The organism is Candidatus Binatia bacterium (genome assembly GCA_036504975.1).
Classification (GTDB): domain Bacteria; phylum Desulfobacterota; class Binatia; order UBA9968; family UBA9968; genus JAJPJQ01.
The window spans coordinates 1-26,282 of record DASXUF010000041.1 but is presented as its reverse complement, the minus strand read 5'-3'; the positions used below and the strand labels follow the sequence as shown (position 1 = coordinate 26,282).

General features: G+C 59.4%; 30 protein-coding genes and 2 pseudogenes. 21 read left to right on the top strand and 11 right to left on the bottom strand.

Translation table 11 applies throughout. From position 1 onward, the window contains the following. The 17 genes from VGL70_05615 to VGL70_05535 form a co-directional block, all read left to right on the top strand. On the top strand, positions 1-804 hold an 804-nt coding region (locus tag VGL70_05615; GenBank protein ID HEY3302997.1), incomplete at its 5' end, for a flagellin. 63 nt (positions 805-867) lie between these two features. Further along, entirely contained in the window at positions 868-1,200 is a 333-nt protein-coding gene (locus tag VGL70_05610; GenBank protein HEY3302996.1) for a flagellar protein FlaG, read from the top strand. After that, entirely contained in the window at positions 1,197-2,546 is a 1,350-nt protein-coding gene (fliD, locus tag VGL70_05605) for a flagellar filament capping protein FliD (GenBank protein HEY3302995.1), read from the top strand. The genes VGL70_05610 and fliD overlap by 4 nt, the downstream gene beginning before the upstream one ends. A 17-nt stretch (positions 2,547-2,563) precedes the next feature. Further along, the gene (gene fliS / locus VGL70_05600; protein ID HEY3302994.1) at positions 2,564-2,962 is read left to right on the top strand and encodes a flagellar export chaperone FliS; all 399 of its coding nucleotides are present in this window, start codon (positions 2,564-2,566) and stop codon (positions 2,960-2,962) included. After that, positions 2,959-3,312 (top strand): hypothetical protein, encoded by a 354-nt coding sequence (locus VGL70_05595; protein ID HEY3302993.1) that lies wholly within the window; start codon positions 2,959-2,961, stop codon positions 3,310-3,312. Before fliS (VGL70_05600) ends, VGL70_05595 begins: the two co-directional genes overlap by 4 nt. A gap of 19 nt (positions 3,313-3,331) precedes the next feature. Then, positions 3,332-3,535, top strand: a complete 204-nt coding sequence (locus tag VGL70_05590) for a hypothetical protein (protein HEY3302992.1) — start codon at positions 3,332-3,334, stop codon at positions 3,533-3,535. A 172-nt stretch (positions 3,536-3,707) separates the two neighbouring features. Continuing rightward, positions 3,708-3,833, top strand: coding sequence for a hypothetical protein (locus tag VGL70_05585; GenBank protein ID HEY3302991.1), 126 nt, complete (start codon positions 3,708-3,710; stop codon positions 3,831-3,833). A 193-nt stretch (positions 3,834-4,026) separates the two neighbouring features. After that, positions 4,027-4,434 (top strand): response regulator, encoded by a 408-nt coding sequence (locus VGL70_05580; GenBank protein ID HEY3302990.1) that lies wholly within the window; start codon positions 4,027-4,029, stop codon positions 4,432-4,434. 107 nt (positions 4,435-4,541) lie between these two features. After that, positions 4,542-4,736, top strand: a complete 195-nt coding sequence (locus VGL70_05575) for a hypothetical protein (GenBank protein HEY3302989.1) — start codon at positions 4,542-4,544, stop codon at positions 4,734-4,736. Between the two features lie 267 nt (positions 4,737-5,003). After that, on the top strand, positions 5,004-5,396 hold the full coding sequence (locus tag VGL70_05570) for a response regulator (protein HEY3302988.1): 393 nt from the start codon (positions 5,004-5,006) through the stop codon (positions 5,394-5,396). Positions 5,397-5,411: 15 nt separating this feature from the next. Beyond that, positions 5,412-6,293, top strand: a complete 882-nt coding sequence (locus tag VGL70_05565) for a flagellin (protein HEY3302987.1) — start codon at positions 5,412-5,414, stop codon at positions 6,291-6,293. Between the two features lie 31 nt (positions 6,294-6,324). After that, positions 6,325-6,753, top strand: a complete 429-nt coding sequence (gene fliS / locus VGL70_05560) for a flagellar export chaperone FliS (GenBank protein HEY3302986.1) — start codon at positions 6,325-6,327, stop codon at positions 6,751-6,753. A gap of 11 nt (positions 6,754-6,764) precedes the next feature. After that, on the top strand, positions 6,765-6,980 hold the full coding sequence (locus VGL70_05555; protein ID HEY3302985.1) for a hypothetical protein: 216 nt from the start codon (positions 6,765-6,767) through the stop codon (positions 6,978-6,980). A 7-nt stretch (positions 6,981-6,987) separates the two neighbouring features. Beyond that, on the top strand, positions 6,988-7,782 hold the full coding sequence (locus tag VGL70_05550) for a MotA/TolQ/ExbB proton channel family protein (protein ID HEY3302984.1): 795 nt from the start codon (positions 6,988-6,990) through the stop codon (positions 7,780-7,782). A gap of 132 nt (positions 7,783-7,914) precedes the next feature. Next, positions 7,915-8,463: an OmpA family protein gene (locus tag VGL70_05545; GenBank protein ID HEY3302983.1), complete on the top strand. Its 549-nt coding sequence runs from the start codon at positions 7,915-7,917 to the stop codon at positions 8,461-8,463. Positions 8,464-8,586: 123 nt separating this feature from the next. Continuing rightward, the gene (locus VGL70_05540) at positions 8,587-8,976 is read left to right on the top strand and encodes a CBS domain-containing protein (protein ID HEY3302982.1); all 390 of its coding nucleotides are present in this window, start codon (positions 8,587-8,589) and stop codon (positions 8,974-8,976) included. A gap of 16 nt (positions 8,977-8,992) precedes the next feature. Continuing rightward, the gene (locus VGL70_05535; protein HEY3302981.1) at positions 8,993-9,313 is read left to right on the top strand and encodes a hypothetical protein; all 321 of its coding nucleotides are present in this window, start codon (positions 8,993-8,995) and stop codon (positions 9,311-9,313) included. A gap of 418 nt (positions 9,314-9,731) precedes the next feature. On the opposite strand, the gene VGL70_05530 is transcribed toward VGL70_05535, so the two are convergent. From VGL70_05530 to VGL70_05515, 4 genes are all read right to left on the bottom strand, one after another. Then, on the bottom strand, positions 9,732-10,133 hold the full coding sequence (locus VGL70_05530; GenBank protein ID HEY3302980.1) for a hypothetical protein: 402 nt from the start codon (positions 10,131-10,133) through the stop codon (positions 9,732-9,734). Positions 10,134-10,143: 10 nt separating this feature from the next. Further along, a complete protein-coding gene (locus VGL70_05525; protein HEY3302979.1) occupies positions 10,144-11,115 on the bottom strand; it encodes a sugar phosphate nucleotidyltransferase in 972 nt (323 codons plus the stop codon). 292 nt (positions 11,116-11,407) lie between these two features. Beyond that, positions 11,408-11,659 (bottom strand): DUF5615 family PIN-like protein, encoded by a 252-nt coding sequence (locus VGL70_05520; GenBank protein ID HEY3302978.1) that lies wholly within the window; start codon positions 11,657-11,659, stop codon positions 11,408-11,410. 8 nt (positions 11,660-11,667) lie between these two features. Beyond that, a complete protein-coding gene (locus tag VGL70_05515; protein ID HEY3302977.1) occupies positions 11,668-11,823 on the bottom strand; it encodes a DUF433 domain-containing protein in 156 nt (51 codons plus the stop codon). Between VGL70_05515 and VGL70_05510 the strand changes: the two are divergent. Continuing rightward, positions 11,789-11,863: pseudogene (locus VGL70_05510) on the top strand (hypothetical protein). The gene VGL70_05515 and the pseudogene VGL70_05510 sit on opposite strands and share 35 nt — an antisense overlap. Before the next feature lie 896 nt (positions 11,864-12,759). On the opposite strand, the pseudogene VGL70_05505 reads toward VGL70_05510, so the two are convergent. The 7 genes and pseudogenes from VGL70_05505 to VGL70_05475 all read right to left on the bottom strand — a co-directional run bounded on the left by VGL70_05505 (position 12,760) and on the right by VGL70_05475 (position 20,421). After that, positions 12,760-13,263 (bottom strand): annotated as a pseudogene (locus tag VGL70_05505) (glycosyltransferase family 39 protein). Between the two features lie 343 nt (positions 13,264-13,606). Next, on the bottom strand, positions 13,607-14,974 hold the full coding sequence (locus VGL70_05500) for a sigma-54 dependent transcriptional regulator (protein HEY3302976.1): 1,368 nt from the start codon (positions 14,972-14,974) through the stop codon (positions 13,607-13,609). Continuing rightward, entirely contained in the window at positions 14,958-16,976 is a 2,019-nt protein-coding gene (locus tag VGL70_05495; GenBank protein ID HEY3302975.1) for an ATP-binding protein, read from the bottom strand. The genes VGL70_05500 and VGL70_05495 overlap by 17 nt, the downstream gene beginning before the upstream one ends. Before the next feature lie 174 nt (positions 16,977-17,150). Beyond that, positions 17,151-19,007: a CheR family methyltransferase gene (locus tag VGL70_05490; GenBank protein ID HEY3302974.1), complete on the bottom strand. Its 1,857-nt coding sequence runs from the start codon at positions 19,005-19,007 to the stop codon at positions 17,151-17,153. Further along, complete coding sequence (locus tag VGL70_05485; GenBank protein ID HEY3302973.1) at positions 19,000-19,710, bottom strand: chemotaxis protein CheB; 711 nt, start codon at positions 19,708-19,710, stop codon at positions 19,000-19,002. Before VGL70_05485 ends, VGL70_05490 begins: the two co-directional genes overlap by 8 nt. Before the next feature lie 114 nt (positions 19,711-19,824). Next, positions 19,825-20,058: a hypothetical protein gene (locus tag VGL70_05480; GenBank protein HEY3302972.1), complete on the bottom strand. Its 234-nt coding sequence runs from the start codon at positions 20,056-20,058 to the stop codon at positions 19,825-19,827. Positions 20,059-20,109: 51 nt separating this feature from the next. Next, the gene (locus VGL70_05475; protein HEY3302971.1) at positions 20,110-20,421 is read right to left on the bottom strand and encodes a hypothetical protein; all 312 of its coding nucleotides are present in this window, start codon (positions 20,419-20,421) and stop codon (positions 20,110-20,112) included. Positions 20,422-20,636: 215 nt separating this feature from the next. On the opposite strand from VGL70_05475, the gene tkt reads away from it, so the two are divergent. The 3 genes from tkt to tal all read left to right on the top strand — a co-directional run bounded on the left by tkt (position 20,637) and on the right by tal (position 26,261). Beyond that, a complete protein-coding gene (gene tkt, locus VGL70_05470) occupies positions 20,637-22,697 on the top strand; it encodes a transketolase (GenBank protein HEY3302970.1) in 2,061 nt (686 codons plus the stop codon). 87 nt (positions 22,698-22,784) lie between these two features. Beyond that, complete coding sequence (gene rpiB / locus VGL70_05465) at positions 22,785-23,237, top strand: ribose 5-phosphate isomerase B (protein HEY3302969.1); 453 nt, start codon at positions 22,785-22,787, stop codon at positions 23,235-23,237. Between the two features lie 120 nt (positions 23,238-23,357). Next, positions 23,358-26,261, top strand: coding sequence for a transaldolase (tal, locus tag VGL70_05460; GenBank protein ID HEY3302968.1), 2,904 nt, complete (start codon positions 23,358-23,360; stop codon positions 26,259-26,261). Positions 26,262-26,282: the final 21 nt, after the last annotated feature.

The following is a 26,282-nucleotide window of genomic DNA, read 5'->3' as shown; positions in this document are numbered from 1 at the left end:
CTCGCGAGCGAAGGTTTAGGCAAGTCCATGGAGAAATTGGCCTCCGGCTTGCGCATCAACAGCGCCGCGGACGACGCGGCCGGCATGGGCCTCTCGCTGAGAATGACCGGTCAGATCCGATCCCTCGGCCAGGCGAGCCGCAATACGATGGACGGCATCAGCTTGATCCAGGTGGCTGAAGGCGCCTATAACGAGATCGGCAATATTCTCGTCCGTCTCCGCGAGCTGGCCATCCAAGCGGCCAACGGCACGCTGTCTCTCGCCGATCGCCAGACGCTGCAAGTAGCGGCCGACCGGCTGATCCGGGAGGTCAGCGGTATCGCCAACTCGACGCAGTTCAACGGCGTCGTCCTGTTGAACAACGCGGCGGGCAACACCGTCGTTTTGCAGGTCGGAATTGGCACCGTGGGGTACACAGTGTCGGCGACCGACCAGATCGCCGTGACACTGTACTCGTTGATAGCCAGCTCTTTCACGAGCAGCGCCTCGGACATCTCCACGCTCGCGATTACGTCGGCCAGCAACGCGCTCGTGGCGCTCAGCACTCTGGATACGGTCATCACCAACCTGAACTCCAGCCGCGCCTCTTTGGGCGCCGCGCAGAACGGCCTCGAGTCACGGTCGCGCAACCTGACGATCACCATCGAGAATCTGTCGGCCGCGCGCTCGCGCATCCTCGACGTGGACGTGGCGCAGGAGACCTCGGAAATGGTGCGTAACCAGATCCTGGTCCAGGCAGGCACGTCGGTCCTCGCCCAGGCGAACCAGTTGCCGTCCTTGGCACTGACGCTCCTTGGTGGGTAACCCAGCAACCGGGAATGGAGGGGCCGCATCGCGGCCCCTCCGCTTCCGCTTGAATAGGACAAGATGAATATTCAACCGACCCAACCCTCTCTTCCGGTCTCGATTCCCATCAAGAAAATCGAGAGCGTAGTGGAGGCTTCGGTCGAAAGAATGGTGCGAGTCGAGGATACTTCCGGCGTCGAACCGTCGACCAAGCGGATTGTGAGTCCGCCGAAAATCAACGGCGAAAACATCGCGCTTCAATTTGCGGTCGATGCGCAAACGGGGCAGCGAGTCGTGCAAGTGATCGACAAAGAGACCGGCGAGCTGATCCGGCAGGTTCCTCCGGAAGAGCTGTTAAACGTAATGCAAAATTTGCGCGCCCTTAAGGGCTTGTTGCTTTCGACAAAATCATGAGCTTACCGACTATAAATTTCAGCGGCCTGGCCACCGGCATCGACACCGGCGCGTTGATCGACGCGCTGGTCAAGGTCGAGCGCCGCCCGATCGACTTGCTTGAATTCCAGATGGGCAACCTCGAATTCAAGCTGTCTCTGTTCAACGATCTCAACAGCAAGCTCGCCGCGCTCAAGACCGCGGCGGGAAAACTTTCCACCTCGGCGAGCTTTTTCGTAAAAAAGGCGAGCAGCTCCGATGATTCCGTGGTGTCGGCCACGGCGGGATCCAACGCGTCGGCGGGAAGCCATAGCATCACGGTAACCAGCCTAGCCCAAGCTGCGACTCAGGCCTCTACCGGCTTCAGCTCGCCCACAAGTAACATCAGGCAAGGAACTCTTAATATCACGGTCGGAACTACCACCACTCCGATCACGATCGACGGCACCAACAATACTCTCGATGGATTGAAAAACGCGATCAATGCCTCCGGGGCCGCCGTCACCGCTTCCATCGTTCAAGTGGACGCCACCACTTATCGTCTGGTCGTGACCGGCAAGAACACGGGGACGGCCAATGCGGTGACCATCGACGAAAGCGGCCTCACGACGGGGTCGGACCCGCTGCCCGGCTTTACCGTGACCCAGGCGGCGACGAACGCCGTCCTTGACGTAGATGGGATCGTCGGGATTAACCGCTCCACCAACACCGTCTCCGACGTGATCACCGGCGTCACGCTCGATCTGAAGAGCCTGTCCGCCGCGCCGGTTCAGGTTGCGATCACCAACGACACCACCGCGATCAAAACCCAGGTCAATGACTTCGTCAAAGCCTACAACGACGTGATGTCGTTCATCCACGAGCAAACGAAATACGACAGCAAGAGCAAGAGCGGCGCCCCGCTGATCGCGGATTCCACCACGCAGAGCACACAGGGCATATTGCGCATGGCTCTGGGCACCATGGTGGCCGGAAACCCCGCGTCGCTCGCCGACCTCGGCTTCACGACGAACACGGACAACACGATCACCGTCGACGACGCCAAGCTCACCGATGCGCTGGCCAACAACGCCGCCGGAGTGAGCAATCTGTTTATCGATGCGACCAACGGCGTGGCGGTCAAGCTAGCCGCGAGCGTCGACAGCCTCACCGCGCCGTCGTCCGGCATCCTCACCGCCCGCATCAAAGGGACTCAGGACAGTATTAACGATATTGAAGATAATATTGCCGAGAAAGAGGATCGCCTGGACCAGTTCGCCCAGGCCTTGGTCCGCCGCTTTTCCGTGCTCGAGGCCCTGGTGGCCAAGCTCAAGGCGCAACAGGACTATCTCACCAAACAGCTTGCCAGTCTACCGCAAATTACTTAACGGAGGTCTTTTCTCTCATGAACCCGGCTTACCAATCCCAAGTCGAAGTCTACAAGCGCAATCAATATTACACCGCAGACAAGGGAACCGTGCTGCTGATGCTTTATCAGGGCGCGATCGATTTTCTAAAGAAGGCGATCGAGCGGCTGCAAGAAGGCGACCTGGCAGGAAAAGGAACGTACGTTTCCAAGACGCACGCGATCATCAGCGAGTTTATCACTAGCCTGAATCACGACGTAGGCGGCGATCTGTCGCGCAACCTGGAGGACCTTTACCGCTTCATGCTCGATCAGCTCATGCAGGCCCACGTCGGCAACGATGCCAAGCCGCTCGAGGATGTCATCGGCCTGCTCGAGAACCTGCTCGAAGGATGGCAGGTGGCGGTCGTCCAAGCGCGCCAGGAAGGGGTGTTGTGATGGACCTTCCCTTCCTGCAAGAGCTCACCGCTCTGCTTCAAGAGACGGAAAAACTTCTGGCCTTGCCCGAGCTCGGCGCCGAAGCGCTGGAAGGCTACAGCTGCATGCGGCAAAGCGCCTTTGCTCGCCTCGAAGCCGCCGGATCGCTGGAAAGCGCTCAAGAGGGCGAGCGCGCCGGGATCAGAGAACTGATCAAGGCCGTACTCGAACGGGACCGGTTGCTCATGCACAAGCTCGAGGAAGGTCTGGCCGTCTGCCGCGAGGGGCTTTCTGCCGTGCCGAAGGCGCGGCAGGCTTTAAGAGGCTATCTTTCCCCGCGGCCGCTGCAGCTCGTCCGGCGGCAGGCGTAAATCGAGGGAACAGGGAGCTATGAATCTAAAGTATGGAATGCTCTCCGACGACGGCCATTTTTTCATTCCTGTCTCGCGGAAGGTAAGGAAGGAAGAGAAAGAGATCGCCGTCGGCCGGACTGCAAAGCGGACGGAATTTTTGCTCCTGACGCAGTCGCTGAGGCCGGCTCTGGTGACGATCAGTGTATTGCTTGTCGGCGCCGCCGTGCTTTTAAACTTTTGAACGGCTCCAGCCGTCGAATTGTCGCTTCGACGAAATCAGGAATTCAAAGGTTCTCGATCCGTAGGTTTTACCGCTCGTGAAAAAACGCCAGCTCAGTTTGCAACATATCTGGTTTCGGGTTCTGAGTTTTGAGTTCCAGTCGAGGGCCGAGACTCGGGCCCATAAACTGTGCGTGAGTCTTTCCCGGTTCTTCACCCGGCTTCTGATCGTCCTGCCTTCGGTTTTCCTGACCGGCTTCAGCCCGGAGATTTTCAACATCATGGTCGATTTCTACCGCGACCTGACAGGTAGATCTTAGGGAGCCCTTAGTCGGCCCTTCCTGTCCTCTCTTTCTTAGGGCGTTCGTCAATTTATTGATGGGCTCCTGAGCGTGCCGCGAAACAAATCTTTCCCGAAACATTTGGCATCGATCGTGCTAGTCTGTTGTGGGGAAGCGCGGCGACCCCAAGCCACCGCGGCGCCGGTTTTCACTGGGTGAAGGCTGAGAGGCCATGGATAAAAAGAACATCTTGGTTGTCGACGACAATCCAACGATTGTGTCAATCGTGCGGGAGGTTTTGAAAAGCAACGGCTACGCCGTCCAATGCGTTTACGGCGGAGAAGGGGCGCTTGACCATCTTGAGCGGCAAACTCCCGACCTCATCATCCTCGATGTCATGATGCCGCAGATGAGCGGCATGGAAGTGCTCGGGAAAATCAAGGGATCTTCCAAAACCTCTTCGATTCCGGTGATCATGCTCACGGTCAATGATAAGGAGGAGGATGTTTTGGAAGCGTACAAATTAGGGGCCGAGTACTACATCACCAAGCCTTTCCTGCCAAGGGAACTAATCCGCCACGTTCAGCGCGTGCTCGGGAGAGATAAATCGGCAACCCACGGGAGACCAATTCCCAGCTAGGAAAATCTTGGCTCCGAAACCGGCCCTTCTTTCCTCCTTCCTCGGTCTTTATTGCATGCCGCCTAACCAGCTTATACGGGTTCTATAAATTTTTACTTGACAACGACTTGAAGGCTTTATCGCGAATCGTTGAAAGCGCCAAAGCATTTCTTGGAACCGCCTTAAGCCTGAGCGGCCTCATACTGGCCGCCTCCGGCGCGCCCGACCAGAACGACTTTATCACGAACTGCCCGGCGCAGGGCCAGATCTATCCGGCCGTCGTCGAGCTGCGCGACATCCTCGGCGATCTTGTCGGTCCGTGACGGCGGCAATGAGTCGTAGACCGCTGCGGGCTGCGGCGACGGCTCGCTGGATTCGATACGGCGCGAACCAACGAAGCTCGCGGCCGTCCATCAACTTTTCGACGGTTCGCCGGCGCGTGCCGGGAACCTTTTGCCGGGCGGGGACGCTTTTGCCGCGCGCTGGTCCTCGGTTCCACTCCTGTCGTCCATTTTCCGTCTCTTTTCCACTGTATTCTCCTTGGCATCGATCATGCTTCGTCTTCCCGGCAAAGGGAGGGCTCGAAAGCCATGGAAAAGAAGACCGTCATGATCGTCGATGACAGCCGCACGATCGCCTGGATTTTGCGCGAGACATTGGAAAGCCTGGGCTACCGCGTCCGCTGCGCTTACAGCGGGGAAGATGCGCTCGAGCTGATCGACACGCAAAGGCCGGATCTCGTCATCCTCGACGTGATGCTGCCGCACATGGACGGTTTGGAAGTGCTGAGCAGAATCAAAGGGTCTTCTGAAACGTGTTCGATTCCCGTGATCATGCTCACCGCTAACGGCAACTCGGAGGACGTCTTAACGGGATACAGGCTCGGCGCCGACTACTATATCATCAAGCCCTTCAAGCAATCCGAGCTGATCCACGGCATTCAACTCGTTCTCGGCCGGGAAAAACAGCCAACGGCGGCATAAGCCCGGAGAGACTCTATGCCGATTATCATCAACACGAACCTGGCTTCATTACAGACGCAAAGGAATCTTACCAACGCCAACGAGGCGCTCAGCCGGTCGATGGAGCGCCTGGCTTCCGGGCTGCGCATCAATCGCGCTTCGGATGACGCAGCGGGCATGGGCATTGCCCTCCGGATGACGGGGCAGATCCGATCTCTCTCTCAGGCGGCCCGCAATACGATGGACGGGATCAGCCTGATCCAGGTGGCCGAAGGCGCCTACAACGAAGTCGCCAATATTCTCGTCCGACTCCGCGAGCTTGCCATCCAATCGGCCAACGGCACGCTCTCTACGGCCGATCGCGCGACGCTTCAGGTCGCCGCCGACCGGTTGATCCAGGAGATCAGCGGCATCGCCACTTCGACGCAGTTCAACGGCGTTACTCTGTTGAACAACAGCGCCGGCAATACGATCGTGTTCCAGGTGGGAGTAGGCACGGTATCGTATACGGTGGCGGCGACCGACCAGATCGCCGTGACCCTCTATTCGCTCGCGGCCAGCTCTTTCACGAGCAGCAACGTGGATCTGACCAGCGGCGCCAACCAGATCATCCTGACGTCGGCCAGCAATGCGCTTGCGGCCATAGCCACGCTGGATACGGTGATCACGAACTTGAACCAAAGCCGATCCGTTCTCGGCGCCGCGCAGAACGGGCTGGAGTCCCGCTCGCGCAACCAGACGATCACGATCGAGAACCTCACGGCCGCAAGGTCGCGCATCCAGGATGTGGATGTGGCGCAAGAGACTTCCGAAATGGTGCGAGGCCAGATCCTGGTCCAGACGGGCACGTCGGTTCTCGCCCAAGCGAACCAGTTGCCGTCTTTGGCGCTCACGCTGCTCGGCGGGGGCGGTCGATAGTCCGATGCTTTTAAATAGAAGGAGGAAAATCATGAATGCCGCCAAGCTAATAAAAGAACAGCGCCGTACGGAAGGGATCGATATCGGCGATAAAGGCGCGATCCTGCTGGTGCTCTATAATGCGGCCATCGAGCTGCTGGAGGAAGCGAAGAGCGCCATCGAACGCGGCGACCTCGTAGAGAAAGGGCGTCAGCTGTCCCAGACCCACGCTATCGTCTCCGAGCTGCTCGCCAGCCTCGACTTCGATATCGGCGGTGACGTGGCGCAGAGTCTAAGGGACCTTTACGTCTTTATGCTGGAGCAACTCGCGCGCGCCAACATGCACAACGACGCCAATTCCCTCGACGTCGTCATTTCACTCTTGCGCACGCTTTACGGCGGATGGGAAGGCGCCGTGGCGTCCGAGCGCGCGCGGGTTTCTCAGGAAAACGAGCGGCGTTCTCACGCCGGCATCATCTAGGAGGAGGCAAGATGGCTCGCCACTTACAAATTGGGGACCGCGTCAGAGTCGCGAGCATCCACAGGTGGATGCCGGACCGGTTTGGGACGATCAAACAAGTCAAGCACAGGAAAGGAACCCGCTTTGTGGTCAGATTCGACGCGGACGAGCTCGGCCTGTGGCACGACGACGACGGCGAGCCGGTGCTGAGTCTCAGCGAGCGGGATCTGGTTCTTCTCGAGGATTGATAAAAAAATGGTTCGATTCATTTGCCTGGCGGTGCTTGCCGCGGTGGGCTTCTTTGCCGGCGGCGAGGCATGGCGGGAATTTTTCGACGTATCGTCGCTGCTGATCACCGTAGGGGGCACGCTGGCCGTAACGTTCCTGACGTTTTCGTGGAGCCGCATTCGCGACGCCGCGGCGCTCGTCTGGCGCCTTTGGACCGAGAAGCCGCAAGGCCGCGAGAAGCTCGTCGACGAGCTCCGGCGGTTGACGCGCCTCTATCGCCTCAAGGGATCGAGAGGGCTCGAAGGCCAGGAAGAGAACATCGCCGATCCTTTTCTCAGGCGCGGCGCCGGCATGCTGATCGATATCGAAGGCGAGGAAAATATTCGCGAGCAACTGGAGAGCGCGATCGCCGCTTTTGCCGCCCGCTATGAAGCGGCGCAGCAGATATTTCTCACGATGGCGAAGCTCTTGCCGGCCTTCGGCCTGATCGGCACGCTGATCGGCCTGGTCCTGCTCTTGCGCCAGATGTCGGGATCAGACCCCGCGGCGCTCACCTCTTCCTTCGCCCTCGCCCTCATGACCACTTTATACGGAGCGCTGCTCGCCAATGTCGTCGCGCTGCCGCTCGCGGCCAAGCTCTATTCCGTAGAGCAGGAGAGAAAAGCCGTGATGCGCGCCTTGCTGGAATGGACGGTCTCGCTCGCGCGCGGCGCCGCCCCGACGGCGGTCGAGCGCAAGCTGAACGCTTTTTTCGCACCCGCCGGCGACCAGCGGCGCGGAGAAAAGTCCTGGAGCCGTCGCGTCCTTTCGTGGCAGAGGTAGAATCGCATGGCCTTGGCTTCGCCGTCCCTTGCCGGGCGTTCTCCAGCAAATCCGGCGCGCGCCGCCTTTGCTCTTCCCGCGCATGAATCGCCATCAGAGTTTGCGAGGCAGATAGGCTCTCCCCGCGATGACGTGGGCTGGCTGATCACGCTGAGCGATTTGAGCCTGCTTCTGCTCTGCTTCTTTATTGTTTTGTACGTAACCGATCGCCGCCGGGCCCAGACCGAAGTCGCGGCGCCTCCGGCGGCGACCGCGGCCGAGGTCGAGCCCAAGGCCGAACCCGAAGAGGCGGTTCCGGAGGTGGAGTTGCCGGAGGCCGTGACGATCTCGTTCGCTCCCGGCATTGCGGATTTGCGCCGGGAGGTTTTTCCCGTTCTTCAGGAAGTCGTGGCCACCATGGAAAGCCGGCCGGAGCTTAAACTGGAGATCGTCGGACACACCGACGACCGGCCCATCGCCACGCGCGAGTATCCGACAAACTGGGAGCTCTCGGCCGCGCGCGCCAGCGGCGTGGCACGCCATCTGATCGAAAAAGGAATCGATCCCGTTCGGCTGTCCGTCCAGGGCTATGCCGCGTTCCGTCCCGTGTTGCCGAACTCCGATGTGGAGGGGCGGGGGGCGAACCGGCGGGTGGAGGTCCGCTATTATCTCGGCGGAGACGTGGAGACGGCGGAGCGCTAAGAAGACAAATTTTTTTCGCGAGGCTTCTCCATGGTTGTCAAAGAAGAACTTCAAGACAGCTCTGATGCTTCAGCCCTGCTAAGGATGCAGGCTTGCCTGTCGCCGATCTCGGTCGGAGACATCATGACGAGGGAAATTGTAACGATGTCTCCGCAGGACACGTTCCGAGAAGCGATCGGACTGATGGCCAACCGGCCTTTTCGCCATTTCCTGGTCGTGCACCCGGATGGACGGCTCGCCGGCGTCATCTCCGACCGCGACCTGCTCAGGATCTTGGCGCGGAAACCTGACTGGCAAAACACCACGGTGGGGGAAGTGATGACGACCAAAGCGGTGGCGGTTCGGCCCGAGACCCCGCTTTCCGCCGCCATCGGCGAGATTCTGAGCCACCGAATCAATTGCCTGCCGGTGCTGGAGGAGAAGGTAAAGGTTTGCGGAATCGTCACGACGACGGACATGTTAAAAGCGTTTCAGAACTTACAGGCGAGCATAGAAAAACTCCAAGAGGCATAGGCCGCAGGAAGGGTACATGAAGTTCATATTCGCGCGCATGTTGATTTTGGGACTGCCGGCTCTGCTTGGACTCGCTGCGCCGGCATATTCGCTCACGGTGGACGAGATTCTCGCCCTCAAGAAGGCCGGCGTCAGCGAAGAGACGCTGCAGATGCTGCTCGAGCGCGAGCGCGAAGAGAGATTGACGGCCCAGCGCGCCGGCACCTGGAAGCTTGCGGACGGCCGGACGGTCTATACCACGGAGGGCGCCGCGCCCAATTCAACCGAATATCGCCAGGAAGTTTATCCGCTCTGCATCTTTCCGCAGGTCGATGTACCGCGTCGGTCGAAAAAATAGGCCGGGCACAAAAGCCCATATACCATAGCCTGCCAGTGGCAGGCGTTTTGATTGTTGCGCTCAACCGCAAACAATCTTGACGCTCGCCAGTGGCGAGCTATGCGACGTACTGGAAAAAGTACGCCTGCGCTCGGCGATTTCTCGCGCGCCTTCTCGTCTCTGGGACTTTTTTGACCGGCCTAATTCTGTTACCGCAACGGTAGAATACCGAGTAAGGTCCCTACCGCCGCGGTTGCTTATTGCCCGCGCCCGAGGCCGCTTTAATCGGTTTCAGGGGGATTGATCAATCCGTCTGCTATGGCGCAATCTGCGCAGATGAGTCGGAAATTTTCCAGGACTTTGTAGCTGGTGACGTTTTTCAGGAAGATTTCCTTACCGCATTTGCAACAAGTCTCGGTCGCCGAATATACCATGTCGATCACAGCGCGGCGTACTGTCGCTCCCTGGCTTTGTCTTTTCGCACGTTCGCGGCCATCAAGTGCCGCTTCTTCTTCACGACAAGCGGAGAGGCCTGCTGCACCCTGCGCTTCGACTGCGAGCGTAAAATCCCCCTGCGCACACACTCGGCGTTCAAGCCCAACGCGTCGCAGATGGTTTCAAAGGAGAACGGGTGGTCCTTTTCTTCGGAGAAAAGCCAATTCTCCACCTCGTGGAGGAGACGGCTCGGCGTAAAAGCATACTGCCGGTAGGTCCGGATGGCGTTTTCCAGCACCGCAAGCAGGAGTTTCTTCTCCGGCTCCAACTGGTCCTTCCTCGCGACGGTGTCCCAATACTGCGCCGGAAGCGATGCGTCGGCCGGCAAAAAATAAGCTTCTTCCATGGGCTCTCCTTTAGCTGTTGGCGGAAATCCTGCCGTCCGCGACTCCATGCAGGCGGTTCAGATAACCGGTTTGTCTGAGGGCGTCGACGACGGTGCGCTCGGATTTCCAGTCGCTCCAGAAAACCTCCGAAACAGGGAGCACGGACAGTCGAGAAGAACGCAGCAGCAGAAACGTCTGTAAAATTCCTTTTTCGAAATCCATCGGCTCCATGCGTCGGTAAGCGTCCTCGACAACCGACCGTTCTTTGCGCGTGCCGATCGCTTTTTGGACGTCTTGGAGCAGGCCGTAGAGCCGCGGGAAAAAAGCGCGCACCAGATCGAGGACGGTGTCGGGCTTGAAAACCAGCGTCATCGTATTCCACAAGCCGCCACGCTCAATCAGCGCCTGCGCCGCCACGGGATCCAAATCCTCCATGAACAGGCGAATACCGCAGATACCTGAAGGGGCCGACCCTCGCGCCTCGCCATCGGGTAGAATGTAGCCGTATTCGGGCTCCGGCGCGTCGGGCTCCAATCCCAGCACGACCAGGCGGGAAGGGTCGCTTTCGACGAGATAGAAAGCCATCCCGACGTGCGCCATGAAAACGTCTTCTTCTAGAATGAAATGATCGGAGGGAAAGACCGCGACGGTGGCGCCGGTGTGGCGTTTGTATAAATGCATCAGAGGAAGAAGAACGCTCAGGCCGGTATCCCGGTCTTCGGGTTGGACGATAACGCTCCCCGCGGGCCGTTCTGAGAGCTGCTCCTCGGCTTCGCGATAGTTTAGATGATCGCGCGTGATCGCCGTGAGCAGACGCTCGCGGGATATCAGACGCTCGGCGCGGTCGAAAGTGTGCTCCAGCATCGAGCGCGCGCCGATAAAATTGACGTACTGCTTAGGCAGCGTGCTGCCCTTGAGTTGATGAATAAACGGTCTTAGACGGAGGCCTCTTCCGCCCGCGAGAACGATGCCGCAGCGTCTGTTGGAATTGGAAGAGTTCATTTGTTGCGACGTGTGTCCGGTTAACATACGTCGCAATTGTGATGCCGCCGGATAAATTCGGCGTGACGTTTGGTTTATCGGTAGGTTACGAAACTGGAAGGAATTTTGAAGGCGGAGATTTGTTTATGGACGTGGACAGAGTGTCTAGGAAGATGGACAGTAGGATTTGTGACCTGTTAGGATCCAACACCTATGGGGAAGAGGCGGGTGCGAACGCGCCCTTCTTCAAAAACGATTATGCTTCCTTGCTCTATGAGTGAAGCAACACTGGGCAAGTTTGCAAGAAGCAATGCTACCTGAGCTTCGGGTCTTCGCTGCGAGCTGCGGCGAAAAAGAAGCACCGAGGGTTTCTTTTCCTGCCTCGTGGCGAGTAATGTGCCAAAGTCGGTATTCCCCGGCCGATCACGGCCCGATCTTCAAGGGCGGCTCGTTCAAAGATTATTTCATCGTCCGCCTTTTGCAGCGCGTACTTGCGGACATGCACTGCATCATAGCCCGCCTTGCGCAAGCCTTCGGCGACAAGCTGCGATAAAGAATTATCCACAAGAAACTTCACCGGCCATTGACCAGTGGGAGTTCACGCTCGCGCACAGCCTCGGCGGCAAATTGCAAAGCTTCGCGGATGTCCTCACGTTCTAGGTCTGGATATGCCTTAAGGATTTCCGCTTCCGTCATACCGTCCGCCACCATTCCCACAACAGTTGCCACTGGTATCCGCAAGCCTCGAATACAGGGCACGCCACCCATCTGTTTCGGATTTACCGTGATCCGTTTAAATTTAATATGAAACAAAGTGGCATTTCTGTTGGTCCAAACCTTCTGCCATGTCGCGGGAGGAGCACTGGCAAACCCGGGTGGCTGGTATTTGTATGATCTTTCCAGAAAGGCGATCTTTTTGTTATCAACGAGCACATAGCTGCCTACTGCCAGATCTTCGAGGCTTACATTTTCGTATGGAATCGTCGTGTCCGTGGATGGTTTCAACAACCCCATCCGAAAAAAAACCAAGCTCCGCGCCGTGCGGTAATCCGTATAGACCGTGTCTGTTGCAGTCACTTTCGCCGCCACCGAGCGCGCAACACGCTCCGGTTTCGATGTGAGCATCTCCGGCAATCCGTATAGAGCCGTTACAAAATACGCCGCGATGACAGCCCATCCCCAGATTCTCCGCTTCGTACGGATACCGGGTTCAGCGCCAGACGCCAACAGAGCAGCGAAAAGGCCGCTCACGAGAAGCAGTGCTGGTAAAAGCAGGGGATAGAGATAGCGTTCTTCGACCAGTGGCAGGGGAAGATAACGCTTGAGCGAGGAAGACGCGAAGTTAAACAGTAACAAAAGGCTAACAAACCATGTCCCCGGTATGGTGAATCTGTGATCCCGGCATGCCGCACCCCAAGCCACAGCGAGCAAGGCGAAGATTGGGAGGGCGCTAAAAGTGGTCAGGAGCTGCGCCGGGCCGGCTACGAAGAGCCGGTTGACCAATGCGTCAGCATAACCTCCGCTCTTCCAACCGAAATAAGGAGAGGACTGGTGAAAGAACCACGTATAGTTCTGCTCGTAATTCCGTTCCAGCTCGTGAAAATGAAACAGCGGATCCCCTGCAAACGCCTTATAGAATAAAACCTCGGCGGAGAGCACGAAAAGCGAACCCAGGCCGACAAACAGCAGAGAGGCTGCTCGCGCCCTGAGCGGAAGGTTTCGGCGGAGGTGTAAAATGTAAATCCCCACGAACGGAGCGAGATACGCTACAGCCTCCTTGGTCAGCCATGAGAGGCCGACGCTAATGCCGGCAAGGGTCAAATAGGCCGCCGATCGGTCCAGACGATCTCTGGTTAGCCCTAGAAAGAGGAGCGCTACTCCAACATTTGCCCAAAGCGCTGCAATGGCGTCGGGGTAGAGCATCGAAGCCATCGAGACATCGACCGGCAGCACGGCCAGGATCGCGATAGCGATCAAGCCGGCAAGAGGGCCGAACAGCCAGCGCGCCACAATATATCCGAGTAGGCAACCAGCGATACTGACAAGAAACGGATAAGCCGTGATGGTCAGCTCAGAAAGACCAAACGTCTTGATGAAGATAGCTGTCGGTCCATAAACGCCAAAGCGAAGAGGAAATACGGCCGTCCAGTCGTCTTCCGACACATGCATGATCCCGCGTGTCAAGTCGTCAGCCAAAATTGCATAGGCACGTGGATCTGAGTCAACGTACCCCTGGAAGCCCATCACGCGCAGGAGTATAGCCATTGAGAGCAGGAGGGCAAAGCAACTCCAGTGAAGAATGGAACGGCGCGGACCAAGGACTTTCACTATCTGCATAACTCAGCGCCCGAGCTGACAGTCGTTGGCGTTCTTATCTCGCTCGAGGCTTCCGATTCCGTGTCGGACTGACCTGTCTAAGTGTCATGCCCGTTCGTGGTGAGCCCTTCGAACCGTGGACGGGGCAAAGTGAGTCACTGCCCTTTTTCGCGTGAATATTTCGGTCTGGCCGAAGTCACTGCATCGGCCGCAACTGCTTCAACTTGTTGTAGAGCGCGGAACGGCTGATGCCCAGGAGCTTGGCGGCGTAGGAGCGGTTGCCGCTGGCCTTTTGCAGCGCCTCGGCGATTTTTTCCCGCTCGACGACTTCCTTGGCGCCTTTCGCGGTATCGAGCAGGGAGAGCGCCGGCGACGCTTCATCCGTTGCCGTCGATGCAGGAAAGAGGGACTCGGGACCGATCTCTCGTCCCGGATTGATCAGCACGGCGCGCTGGATCACATTCTCCAGCTCGCGCACGTTGCCGGGCCAAGGATGGTCGAGCAAGACTCTGAGGGCGTTGGGCGAGACGGTCTTCGGCTCGATGCCGTGGGCCTTGCAGTACTTTTTGATGAAGTGGGCGGCGAGAAGCGGTATGTCCTCTTTACGGTTTCTGAGCGGCGGAATGACGAGCGGCACGACGCTTAAACGGTAAAACAGGTCCCGGCGGAACGCGTCCCGCTCCATTTCTTTCTTGAGATCCTTGTTGGTCGCGACGATGACGCGCACGTCCACTTTGACGCTCTTATTGCTCCCCACCGGGCGGATCTCGTTTTCCTGGAGCACCCGCAGCAGGTTGGATTGAAAGGCCATCGGAGTGTCTCCGATCTCGTCCAAGAGCAGCGTGCCTTCGTGCGCCTCCTCGAAGAGTCCCTTCTTGTTGTGGTTTGCCCCGGTAAATGCGCCGCGGACGTAACCGAACAGCTCGCTCTCCAGCAGACTCTCCGGCACCGAAGCGCAATTCACGGCGACGAACGGCCGTTTCTTTCTCGGACTGTGCTGGTGCAGGGCGCGCGCGATCAGCTCTTTTCCCGTGCCCGATTCCCCTTGAATGAGGATCGTGGCGTTGCTCTCGGCCACCATCTTCATCAGGCGAAAGACGGCGCGCATCGCTTTGCTCTGGCCGACGATCTGTCCGAAGTCGAGATCGAGATCGAGCTGGCTGCGCAGGTGCTCCACCTCGCGCGTCAGCCGGTGCAGCTCGAGCGCTTTTTCTACCACCAGCTTAAGCTCTTCGGTGTCCACGGGTTTCTGGAGATAATCGTAAGCCCCTTCCTTCATCGCGGCGACCGCCGAATCCACCGCGCCAAAAGCCGTCAGCATGACAAACGGCAACGCCGGACTCAAGGTCTTGCCCTGCTTTAAAAACTCCAGCCCGCCCATCCCCGGCATCTTCAGGTCCGAGATCACGAGGTCGAACCATTCGGTCTCCAGCTGCTGCAGGCCTTCCTCGCCGGAAGAGGCGCACACGGCGTCATGGCCCTCTTTTTCCATGACCCTTTTGAAAAGGGCGCAGACGTGCTCTTCGTCGTCCACGATGAGGATTCGCTCAAGACGCTCGCCCATACTCCCTCGACTCCCTCAGCGGGAAATGCAGATGGAAGGATGTTCCTTTTCCCGGGTCGCTCTCCACGAAAATTCTGCCGCCGTGGGCTTCCATGATGCGCTCGCAGATGGCGAGTCCTAATCCCATACCCTTTTTTTTCTTGGTGGTAAAGAAAGGGCGGAAGATGTTCACCAGGTTATCGCTGGCGATGCCCATGCCGGTGTCCGACACGGTAATGATCAGCTCGGGGGCCAAATTTTCCCGGCCCTGCGACTTTAGCGCGCGGATCGTCAGTTTCCCGCCGCCGGGCATGGCCTCAGCGGCGTTGAAAGCCAGATTCATCAGTACCTGCTGGAGCTGTTGCGAGTCGGCGTAGATCGGCGGCAGGTTAGGCTTGATGTCGATCTCCAGCTTCACTTTGCACATCTGCAGATAATGGTAAACCAATCGGAGGCCGCTCTGAACGATCGACTCGACCGGGGCAAGGACCCGCTCGGCGTCCACCGGCCGGGCGAAATCCAGCAGGTTGCGGATGATCTCCCGGCAGCGCCGGGTTTCGGTCTCGATGATTTTCAACGGCTCGTGGTTCGGCTCGGACGGCTTCGCTTCTTCGAGCAGCTCCTGGGCGTAGCCCAAAATGATCTGCAAAGGATTATTGAACTCATGCGCGACCGAGGCCGCCAGTTCGCCGACCGAGACCAGCCGGTCCGAGGCGATGAGCTGCTGCTCCAATTGCTTGGCCAGCTCGCTCAAACGGCGCTCGCTCTCGCGCAGTTTTTCTTCCACCCGCCTGCGCTCGTTGATTTCGGCCGTGAGCATCTCGTTGGTTGATGCGAGTTCAAATGTTCGATCGCGCACCCGCTCTTCCAGTTTGTCATGGGCCTTTTGCAACTCGGCCGCCTGGACTTTGACCTGCTCGTACAGCCGGGAATTGTGAATGGCCATCGTGGCTTGAACCGCAACGGAAGAAAGAAACTCGATCTCCTCCTCGCTGAATTGGTGTTCTTCCTTGGTATACAGGGACAGGAATCCTATGATCTCTCCTGTAAGAATCAGCGGAATGGCCAGATAGGAGACCAACCCGTTCTTGCGGTAAAAGTCGGGCCGGCGGGAGAGCGGATCGGTCTGGACGTTGTGAACGACGAAGGCCTTCTTGGTTCTCATGGGTTCTTCAAGCCGGGGAGGGAGCGGACGCGGTCCATTTTCCTTCCATTCCGTCGCGTCGAGATTGCGACAGTACAAAGGATCCAGTTGGCCGGTATCCGTATCGAACAGCCGGATCGTAGTCGCAGTCGGATACGGAAAATAACGGTCGAGCTTCTCCAGCAAAAGGTCCAAGACGGTGCGCAGATCCAAGGTCGACGTTACGGCCAGGTTGATATCGCGTATCGTCGTGATACGCCTAAGCTGGCTTTGAATCTGCTCGTCGACTTTCTTTTGCTCGGAAATGTCGCGCACCAGCCAGCGGAGCCCGATCGGGCGCCAGCCGCTCGCTTGGCTCTGGCGAATTACGGAAACGCTCACGGCGGCGGGGAAGGCCGATCCGTCGCGCGGCTGCATCTGCATCTCCCAGCGTGGTATTTCCGCGCCCTTTTCCAGTCGAGTCAGCAGTTCGTGGAAAGCCTGGTGCTCCGTTTCGGGAATAAAGATCACCATCGGCTTGCCCATGAGGAAATGCTGGCGCACGCCGAGAAGCTCGGCTGCCTTTTGACTAGCTTCCTGGATGGTGCCGGCGGTGTCGGTGACGAGGTAGCCGTCCGGCGCGAACTCGAACAGCTCGCGGTAGTGGCGGCGCTGCTCTTCCGATAAGGCGCGCGTGGCGATCAACTGATCGTTTTGCCACCGGAGCTCTTCCATCGCCACGCGAAGTTCCTCGTGCGCGTTGGATAGCTCTTGCAGCGATTCGTTCAGGAGCGTTTCATCGGCAGGCTTGATTCCGGATCGCTGGTACAAATTATCGAACCGGTCGCGCGCCGCCCGGATCTGCTCCAGCAACTGGGCTTCTCTGCTCCGCGTTGACATTAATGTTCAGCCGAAAAGATTACGTGCCCTTTCGCGTTTTCTGGATCGTTAAACTAATCGTTATTCCGTATCCAGAGACCCGCCGATTTTGTCGCTCCGCTTGCGCCGCCAGCAAGCCCTCGGCGCTGAGGCCGTGGCCGCCGATGACTACAATGTCATGGCCCGCCATCGCCTTTACCTCATTTCTTCCTGTTCCATCAGTATGATAACCCCCTGCCGCTGCTTGCCGGCGCTCATCAGAGGAGTGCAGGTGACGCGGCATCTGATCGACTTGCCGCGCCGGTTGATCGCGTCCAGAACCGTCTCGTTGTGATCGGCGTCGCCGTTCAAGCACGGGCGGATGGCCCCCCGCAACTTATCGATCGGGAGCCCGATCTCCAGATTCAGCAGCGACTGCCCGGTCACTTCGTCGGTTCTTAAGCCCCAGAGGTCCTCGGCCCGATGATTCCATACGAGAATATTCAAGTCTTGATTCACCACGACCGCGCCGGCGCTGAGGCTCGCCAGAACGGACCGCCAAAAGGCGTTCGCGTTGTTCAGCTCTTCCGTGCGCTGGCCCAGCTCGTCGTTGAGGGTCTGGAGCTCTTGGTTGGTGGACTGCAACTCTTCGTTCATCGTCTCCAGTTCTTCGTTGGTGGACTGCAGCTCCTCGTTGGTCGTTTCCAGCTCCTCGTTCGCCGACTGCAATTCTTCGTTGGTCGTCTCCAGCTCTTCATTCGCCGATTGCAGCTCCTCGTTGGCGGTCTGGATCTCTTCCTTGGAATGCTGCAGCTCTTCCTGGAGCTTGTAGTAACGGGTCACGTCCATGAAGGTGACGCCGGCGCCCAGCGGCTTGATGCCCTCCTCGTAGAACGGCGAGACCTGGATGTCGAGGTATTGCACCTCGCCGTTGGGAAAGCGCCGCTCGACGCTCGTCAGCATGACCGCGCGGCGCTCGACGTAGGCCTGCTCGATGAGCGAGCGCAGCTCGACCGGCCGATAGCAGACTTCGAGATCCTGGAGCGGCCGGCCGACGTCCTTGGGATTCAAGCTGAACATGGCGCGCATTTTCTGATTGGCCATCGCCAGCATACCGTTCGCGTCCACGATGATCTTGGCCAGCGGCGACTCGTTCAGCGCCAACAGGGACAGGCGATCGGCCCCGACGATGTCGGCCGGCTCGTGGTTGCCGCCGAGCTGCCCCACGGCAACGATACGATCGCGCATGTCGACCTGAGGCGTCTTGACGAATATGCGGCACTTGAGATCGAGCGGGGTAAAGAGATTGGTGTGGGTGAGCAGGAGCTCGGCGCGGCCCAAAAAGAGATATCCCCGGCCGTTTCCGTTCAAGGCGAAATGGAAGCGCGACAGAATGCGCGACTGGGTCTCGGAATTGAGATACATAAGCGTGTTGCGGCACACCAGCAGGTCCAGGTGGGAAATGGGCGCGTCCTGGACCAGATCGTGGCGGCCGAAGATGATCGAGCGGCGCATGTCGGCGCGAAGGCAAAAGCGGTTGTTCACCGGCTCGAAATATTTTTTTCTGAGCATTTCGTTTACCGGCTCCAGCTCTTTCGCGCCGTAAGCCCCCTGGCGCGCGACGTTGAGCGCCTCCTCGTCCACGTCCGTCGCATAGACTTTGACGCGCTGGCGGAAGGCTTCGATGCCCATCGCCTGCGCCATGACCATCGCGATCGTGTAGGCCTCTTCCCCCGAGGCCGAGCCCGCGCTCCAGACGCGAATCGGATCGTCCGATTTCTTGTCCTTGAGGATCTCCGGGATGACATTCTGCGCCAGGGAATCCCAGGCGGGCGGATCGCGAAAAAAAGCGGTCACGTTGATCAGAATCGTGTTGAAGAGCTGCGAAAATTCGTCCGGGTGCACTTCGAGATAATCCAGGTAGTCCGCATATTTTTCTATTTTCACGATTTGCATCCGCTGGGCGACGCGGCGCATCAGGCTGGGGCGCTTATATCCGGTAAAATCGAATCCCCGGTTCTGCTGGATATAGAACAGCAGCGATTCGAAGTCTTTGTCCTGAGGCTCAGGCATGGGTTAATTCCTTCGCCGATATCAGCGTCACCAGCGCGGACGGGATCTCCTCCAGCGGCAGGACGAAATCGACGCTGCCGGTCTGCACGGCGGCGGTCGGCATGCCGACAAACTCCGCCGTCTTTTCGTCCTGGACGATCACCGTTCCGCCCATCTTCTTGATCGCCTTCACTCCCATCGTGCCGTCGCTGCCCGTGCCGGAGAGGACGACGGCGATAGAGCGGTCTTTGTAACTTGCCGCCACCGATTCGAATAACAAGTCGGCGGACGGCCGGACGAAATGGACCAATTCCGTTTGCGTGAGAGACAGCGTGCTGTCGGCATTGACCAGGAGGTGTTTGTTCGGCGGCGCGATATAAGCCGTGGCGGGCGCCAGGCGGTCTCCTTCTTCGGCCTGCTTGACTCTGAGCGCGGTGCGGCGGCTCAAAATGTCGGCCATGAGGCTGCGATGGCGCGGATCGAGATGTTGGACGACGACAAGGGCTGCGGGAAAATCCGCCGGCAGCGCGGCCAGAACCTGGCTCAGGGCATTGAGGCCCCCGGCCGAAGCGGCTAGAGCCACGATATCAAAGGCGCCTTTAGTGAAGAACTCCGCGGTGGGGGAGCCGTTTCTCTTCCTTTCGGAAAGATCTTCTTCTCCCATTTTTTGCCTTGCGTCGACCTGCTTAGTCTTACCGGTTTGCGCGAGAGAAAGATAGACCATACTTCTTGCCCGTCATGCAGGTCAAGGGTGGAAAATACAGTTGGGGGGACGGCGTAATGGAAGCGACGAAGCCGTGGGTTTTGACCCAAACTCCAACACTTCGCGGCGCGGATGCTAGGTTTCTTTCAATCCCACGATGTCGTGCGGCTTCAGCTCTTTGGGTTTATCCGCAAGACCATGGATCGGCGGCGTGGCGGAGCAATGCGGGCACTCGCTTTCGAGGGCCGCGGCGATGACCTCCGCCGTCGGCGGGCGCTTCACTTCGAACTCGGCGCGGCACCGGTAGCAGCGCAGAAGCCAGACGATGGCTTCAATGGGGTTCCTGCGGGGGCCGTTCGGGGTACTCATCCTAGTGGTCACAATGTATAGCAGAAGAATTTTTCTCGGCAAGGAGCAGAACTAAAGAAGATGGCTCATCTCAAGGTCGCCGATCTCGCTGATCGGGCGGCCGCAGTACGACAGTAAGAGGGTATAGACCTGCCGGCAGAATGAAGCGTCTTCGAATAAAAGAGCGCCGAGGTATTCGTTCTCGTCAAGTTTCATAATAAGAAAGATTCGGTCCATTGGCCTGATCGTGCTGCGCGCCACTTCCTTTAAGGTGCCCACTTCTCCGCGCATGCGCCTTATCGTCGGCCCGGCCCTCCAGGTCCAGGACGGCGGCCAGTTGGGGATGCCGCGATAGGACATCAAAGGATGGTTTCGGAGTTCCATCTAAGTAGGCTTCGACAATCCTTCTATGAACCTTCACCTCTGCGCTTGTCAAGGCCAATTTTTACTCCTTGCTTCTCGGCTCTCTTTTGATATGTTTTTTGAAGAGACATCGTTATTCGTCGGGCCAAGACTTAACGACGATGAGCCATGCCTCGACTCCAGCCGTCAATCTTCGCTCCTGCGAAATCCTGCGTGGATGAATGGGAGGATGGGAAGTGAGTGAGCCAGGCCGACTAGACGAGTTGTGCATCAACACGATCCGCATGCTTTCGGTGGACGCCGTCGAGAAGGCGAACTCGGGGCATCCGGGTGCGCCGATGGGCCTCGCGCCGGCGGCGTATATATTATGGACGCGCTTCTTGAAGCATAATCCCAAGAATCCTGCGTGGCCGGACCGCGACCGCTTCGTGCTCTCCGCCGGCCACGGCTCGATGCTGATCTACAGCATGCTTCATCTCACCGGCTACGATCTGCCGCTCGAAGAGATCAAAAACTTCCGCCAGTGGGAGAGCCGGACGCCGGGCCATCCGGAGCGCGGCCTGACGCCCGGAGTCGAAGTTACGACCGGGCCGCTCGGCCAGGGCTTCGGCAACGGCGTCGGCATGGCGATCGCGGAGGCGTACCACGCCGCGCGCTACAATCGTCCGGGCTTCGAGATCGTCGATCACTTCACTTGCGCGATCGTGAGCGACGGCGACTTGATGGAAGGCGTCGCCGCCGAGGCCGCCAGCCTCGCCGGCCATCTGAAGCTCGGCAAGCTGATCTATCTTTACGACGACAACCGCGTCACCCTCGCCGCCTCCGCCGACCTGACTTTTAGCGAAGACGTGGCGAAAAGATTCGACGCCTACGGCTGGCATACGATTACGGTGGAGGACGGCAACGACCTCGCCGCGATCGAGCGCGCGCTCGGCGCCGCGCGCGCGGAGAAGGCGCGGCCGTCGCTGATTCTTTTGCGCACGCACATCGGCTTCGGCTCGCCGCGAAAGCAGGACAGCTTCGAGGCGCACGGCGCGCCGTTGGGAAAAGACGAAGCGGCGGCGACGAAGAAGAAGCTCGGCTGGCCGGCCGAGCCGCCGTTTTTCGTTCCTGAGGAGGCGCTGGCGCGTTTTCGCGAGGCGGTCGGCAAGGGACAAAAGGCCGAAGCGGAATGGAAAGAAAAATTCGCCGCCTACGCGCGCCAGTTCCCGGATTTGGCGCGGGAGATCGAGCAAGCGCTGCGTGGCGAACTGCCCGCAGGCTGGGATGCGGGCATCCCCGATTTTGCCGCCGATCCGAAAGGCATCGCCACGCGCGTCGCAGGGGGGAGAGTTCTCAACGCCATTGCGCCCAAGCTGCCGGCGTTGATCGGTGGCTCGGCGGATTTGAATCCATCGACGCACACCGTGTTTCAGAAGATGGGAGACTTCCAAAGCCCGCAGAAAGATTTCACCAAGAGCCAGGGCGCGGCCGGCGGCGGCTTCAGCTACGCCGGGCGTAATATTCACTTCGGCGTGCGCGAGCACGCGATGGGCGCTGCCCTGAACGGCATGGCGGCGCACGGCGGGATCATCCCGCTGGGCTCGACGTTCCTGATATTCGCGGATTACATGCGGCCGTCGATCCGGCTCGCGGCGCTGATGGAGCTGGGCGTGATCTACGTTTTCACGCACGACAGCATCGGCGTCGGCGAAGACGGTCCGACGCACCAGCCGGTCGAGCATCTGGCGGCGCTGCGCGCGATACCGCGTCTCGTCGTCATCCGTCCGGGCGACGCCAACGAGACCGCGGTCGCGTGGCGCGTCGCGGTCGAAACGCGCGACCGTCCGGTGGCGCTCATCTTGTCGCGGCAAAACGTGCCGACGCTCGACCGGAGCGGGCTCGCCGCGGCGGACGGCCTCAGAAAAGGCGCTTACGTTTTGGCCGACCCGCCGAACGGCAAGCCGGACATTGTTTTGATCGCCACCGGATCGGAGCTGAATTTGATCGTGTCCGCGCGGCAAAAGCTTTCGGAGCGAAAGATCGACGCGCGCGTCGTATCGATGCCGAGCTGGGAATTGTTCGACGCCCAGCCGAAAGAGTATCGCGAGTCGGTTTTGCCGCGCTCGATCCGCGCCCGGCTCGCCGTCGAAGCGGCGCTGCCGCAAGGCTGGCTCCGCTACGTCGGCGTCGTCGGCGACGTCGTCGGCGTGGAGCGCTTCGGCGCCTCCGCGCCGGGAAACGTCGTGTTGGAGAAGCTCGGCTTCACGATCGAGAACGTCGTTGAGCGGGCTGTAGCGCTGCTGAAGCGGACGTAGGGGCAGGCCCCCGTGCCTGCTCCGTTTCGGGCGACCACGGGGAGTCGCCCCTACAAACGTTTGCGAAACGTCGGAGGGGAGTAAAACATGCGCGTCGCGGTGGGCGCGGACCACGCCGGATTTTCTCTGAAGCAGGATCTCGTGAACTACGTGGAGAGCCTGACGCACGAAGTCCTGGATCTGGGCACGAACAACGAAGATCCCGTGGACTATCCCGATTACGCCGAAGCGGTGGGGAGAGCGGTTACCGAAGGGCGAGCGGAGCGTGGTGTGCTCGTCTGCGGCAGCGGCGTCGGCGCCAGCATCGCCGCCAACAAGATTCCCGGCATCCGCGCCGGTCTCTGCCACGACACCTACTCCGCGCGCCAGGGCGTGGAGCACGACGACATGAACGTGCTGGTCCTGGGCGCGCGCGTCATCGGACCGGCGCTCGCGCTCGAGCTGACGCGCGTTTACCTGGGGGCGAGCTTCTCCAGAGAAGAGCGCCACCGCCGGCGGCTGGAAAAAGTGGCAAGACTTGAGAAGCAAGTCAAAAGTTGAAAGGAAAAAGGAAAAAGTTAAATCGAGATCCTTCACTTCGTTCATCAGGATGACACCTCTCTTGTGTCATTCTGAGCGCAGCGAAGAATCTCTCCGAGAACTTGGAAGAGAGAAAGCAGGATGAATCCATTGAAAGAGCTCAACAAGCACGGCCAATCGATCTGGCTCGATTATATTCACCGCAAGTTGATCAATACCGGCGGGCTCAAACGGCTCATCGAAGAAGACGGGCTCAGCGGCGTCACGAGCAATCCGACGATCTTCGAGAAGGCGATCGCCGGGGGCACGGACTACGACGAGACGATCCGCGCCGCTGTGGGCGAAAATCCCCAAACCGAAACCGGAAAGATTTTCGAAAGGCTCGCGCTGGAGGATATCCGCGCGGCGGCGGACGTCCTCAGGACGGTCTACGACGAGACCGGTGGCGCCGACGGCTTCGTCAGCCTCGAGGTCTCGCCGCATCTCGCCCACGACACCGAGGGCACGATCGCCGAGGCCAAGCGGCTCAAGGCCGAAGTCGACCGCCCGAATGTGATGATCAAGGTGCCGGCGACGCCGGCCGGGATTCCCGCCATCGAGGCGCTCACGGCCGGCGGCGTCAACGTCAACATCACGCTGATGTTCTCGATGAGCCACTACGAGGCGGTCGCCCGCGCGTATATCCGCGGGTTGGAGCGCGCCGCCGAGCCGGCCAAGGTTGCATCGGTCGCGTCGTTCTTTGTCAGCCGCGTCGACACGATGGTGGACGGCGCGCTGGAAAAAATCGGCACGCCCGAGGCCCTGGCGCTCCGCGGCAAGATCGCCATCGCCAATTCCAAAGCGGTTTACCGGCGCTTCGAGGAAATTTTTCACGGCGAAGGGTTCGCGGCGCTGAAGAGCCGGGGCGCGCGCGTGCAGCGTCCGCTGTGGGCGAGCACGGGAACGAAGAACCCGAATTACTCCGATGTCCTTTACGTGGAGAATCTCATCGGCGCCGACACGGTCAACACTTTGCCGCCCGCTACGATCGACGCCTTTAGAGATCACGGCAAAGTTCCGGGCGCGACGGTCAAAGAAAATCTGGCCGAGGCCATGTCCGCTATATCGGAGCTCAAACAGTTGGGCATCGATCTGGAGGAAGTGGGGAAGAAGCTGCAGGACGACGGCGTCGCGGCTTTCGCCAAATCGTTCGACGATTTGATGGCCGCGCTGGGAAAAAAGCGCGCGGCGCTGGCCCCTTCGACCATTCGAGAGCCTCATGGCTCAGGGCAGGCCCCTTCGACCATTCGAGAGCCTCATGGCTCAGGACAGGCCCCTTCGACAGCCTTTAGTCCCGAGCCTGTCGAGGGGTCACCATTCAGTGCATCGCAAGGCGCTGCGCTGAACCGCCAGGAGCTGCGGCTGGGAAAACAACAGGCGCGCGTCGCCAAGCGGCTGAAAACCTGGGAAGTCGCCCATTTTCTCCCGCGGCTTTGGCAAAAAGATCCGACGCTCTGGTCGGCCGAGGCGGTCCCGGAGCTTAGCGATCGTCTGGGCTGGCTCACGCTGCCGGAGTCCATGCAAAATCACGTCGGCGAGCTGCGCGCCTTCGCCGACAAAGTAAAGTCGGATGGGATTCGCCACGTCGTCCTGCTGGGAATGGGCGGCTCGAGCCTGGCGCCCGAAGTCTTCCAACGCACGTTCGGCAACGGCGGGGGCCGTCCGGAGCTTCTGGTCTTGGACAGCACGCATCCGGCGGCTGTCCAAGCCGTGGAAAATAAAGTTGACCTCGGCCGCACGCTTTTTCTGGTTTCCAGCAAGTCGGGGACGACGACCGAGACGAATTCTTTTTTCTATTACTTCTGGCAGAAACTAAGCGGATCGGAGAGCGCGCCCGGCGCTCACTTCGTCGCCATCACCGATCCGGGAACGTCGCTCGAGAAACTGGCGCAAAAGAGAAAATTCCGGACGGTGTTCAAAGCACCGGAGGACATCGGCGGGCGCTATTCGGCGTTGACGGTCTTCGGCCTGGTTCCGGCGGCGCTGATCGGCGTCGATATCGGGGCGCTTCTGGAGCGCGCGCGCATCATGAGCCGGGCATCGTCGGCGAACGTGCAGGAGTCCGAGAGCCCCGCGCTCGTCCTCGGCGCCGTGTTGGGAGAGCTGACCTTGGCGAAGAAGGACAAGGTCACGTTTCTCGCTTCGCCTTCTCTGGCCGCTTTCCCGTCCTGGGCCGAACAGTTGATCGCCGAGAGCACGGGAAAAGACAGGAAGGGAATCATCCCCGTCGTCGATGAGCCGCTGGCCGCGGCGGAAAAATACGGCGCCGACCGATTGTTCGTTTACTTCAGGCTGGAACGCGACGACAACGCGGAGCTGGACCGGAAAGTTGCCGCGCTCGAATCGGCCGGCCATCCGACCGTCAAAATCGAGCTGGACGAAAAAATCGAGCTCGGCCAGGAATTTTTCCGCTGGGAAGTCGCCGTGGCGGCCGCCGGAGCGGCCCTGGGCATCCACCCGTTCAATCAGCCGGATGTCCAGCTCGCCAAAGACCTGGCCAAACAATTCATGAGCAAAAAAACCGGCGTGGAGAAAACGGCGCTGAAAAATGAAGCGACGGCCTCCGATCAAACTGCGCTGCGGCAAGCCGTCTCTTCGTGGCTGGCGAAAAAGAAAGAGCGCGACTACTTGGTGCTTCAGGCGTATCTCAATCCGACCGCGGAGCACACGGCCGCCCTCAGGGAAATCTGTGTTTCCCTCCGCGACCGGTTTCACCTGGCGGCGACGTTGGGATACGGCCCGCGCTTTCTCCACTCGACCGGCCAATTGCACAAAGGCGGACCGAACTCGGCGCTCATCCTGCAAATCGTGGACGAGCCGGCTGAAGATCTCCCTGTGCCGGAGACGGATTATACCTTCGGCGCTTTAATCCGGGCGCAGGCGGCGGGCGATTTTACCGCGCTGAAACAAAGAAGGCGGCGGGTGCTGCGGGTGAATCTGGGAACGGACGTAGCAGGCGGTCTTAGACAATTAGTGGAGCTGGTGCAGACGCATCAGCATCAATAAGCTTTAATTTTGAGTTTTGAA

Bases quoted from the DNA above. Each gene is read 5' to 3' on its own strand.
- VGL70_05485 (HEY3302973.1), bottom strand. From the start codon at position 19,710: ATGGTCTATCTTTCTCTCGCGCAAACCGGTAAGACTAAGCAGGTCGAC.
- VGL70_05490 (HEY3302974.1), bottom strand. From the start codon at position 19,007: ATGCCTGAGCCTCAGGACAAAGACTTCGAATCGCTGCTGTTCTATATC.
- rpiB (HEY3302969.1), top strand. From the start codon at position 22,785: ATGCGCGTCGCGGTGGGCGCGGACCACGCCGGATTTTCTCTGAAGCAG.
- VGL70_05580 (HEY3302990.1), top strand. From the start codon at position 4,027: ATGGATAAAAAGAACATCTTGGTTGTCGACGACAATCCAACGATTGTG.
- VGL70_05475 (HEY3302971.1), bottom strand. From the start codon at position 20,421: ATGGAACTCCGAAACCATCCTTTGATGTCCTATCGCGGCATCCCCAAC.
- VGL70_05530 (HEY3302980.1), bottom strand. From the start codon at position 10,133: ATGGAAGAAGCTTATTTTTTGCCGGCCGACGCATCGCTTCCGGCGCAG.
- VGL70_05570 (HEY3302988.1), top strand. From the start codon at position 5,004: ATGGAAAAGAAGACCGTCATGATCGTCGATGACAGCCGCACGATCGCC.
- VGL70_05480 (HEY3302972.1), bottom strand. From the start codon at position 20,058: ATGAGTACCCCGAACGGCCCCCGCAGGAACCCCATTGAAGCCATCGTC.
- fliS (HEY3302986.1), top strand. From the start codon at position 6,325: ATGAATGCCGCCAAGCTAATAAAAGAACAGCGCCGTACGGAAGGGATC.
- VGL70_05535 (HEY3302981.1), top strand. From the start codon at position 8,993: ATGAAGTTCATATTCGCGCGCATGTTGATTTTGGGACTGCCGGCTCTG.
- fliD (HEY3302995.1), top strand. From the start codon at position 1,197: ATGAGCTTACCGACTATAAATTTCAGCGGCCTGGCCACCGGCATCGAC.
- VGL70_05540 (HEY3302982.1), top strand. From the start codon at position 8,587: ATGACGAGGGAAATTGTAACGATGTCTCCGCAGGACACGTTCCGAGAA.
- VGL70_05610 (HEY3302996.1), top strand. From the start codon at position 868: ATGAATATTCAACCGACCCAACCCTCTCTTCCGGTCTCGATTCCCATC.
- VGL70_05555 (HEY3302985.1), top strand. From the start codon at position 6,765: ATGGCTCGCCACTTACAAATTGGGGACCGCGTCAGAGTCGCGAGCATC.
- VGL70_05565 (HEY3302987.1), top strand. From the start codon at position 5,412: ATGCCGATTATCATCAACACGAACCTGGCTTCATTACAGACGCAAAGG.
- VGL70_05525 (HEY3302979.1), bottom strand. From the start codon at position 11,115: ATGAACTCTTCCAATTCCAACAGACGCTGCGGCATCGTTCTCGCGGGC.
- VGL70_05495 (HEY3302975.1), bottom strand. From the start codon at position 16,976: ATGTCAACGCGGAGCAGAGAAGCCCAGTTGCTGGAGCAGATCCGGGCG.
- VGL70_05550 (HEY3302984.1), top strand. From the start codon at position 6,988: ATGGTTCGATTCATTTGCCTGGCGGTGCTTGCCGCGGTGGGCTTCTTT.
- VGL70_05590 (HEY3302992.1), top strand. From the start codon at position 3,332: ATGAATCTAAAGTATGGAATGCTCTCCGACGACGGCCATTTTTTCATT.
- tal (HEY3302968.1), top strand. From the start codon at position 23,358: ATGAATCCATTGAAAGAGCTCAACAAGCACGGCCAATCGATCTGGCTC.
- VGL70_05500 (HEY3302976.1), bottom strand. From the start codon at position 14,974: ATGGGCGAGCGTCTTGAGCGAATCCTCATCGTGGACGACGAAGAGCAC.
- fliS (HEY3302994.1), top strand. From the start codon at position 2,564: ATGAACCCGGCTTACCAATCCCAAGTCGAAGTCTACAAGCGCAATCAA.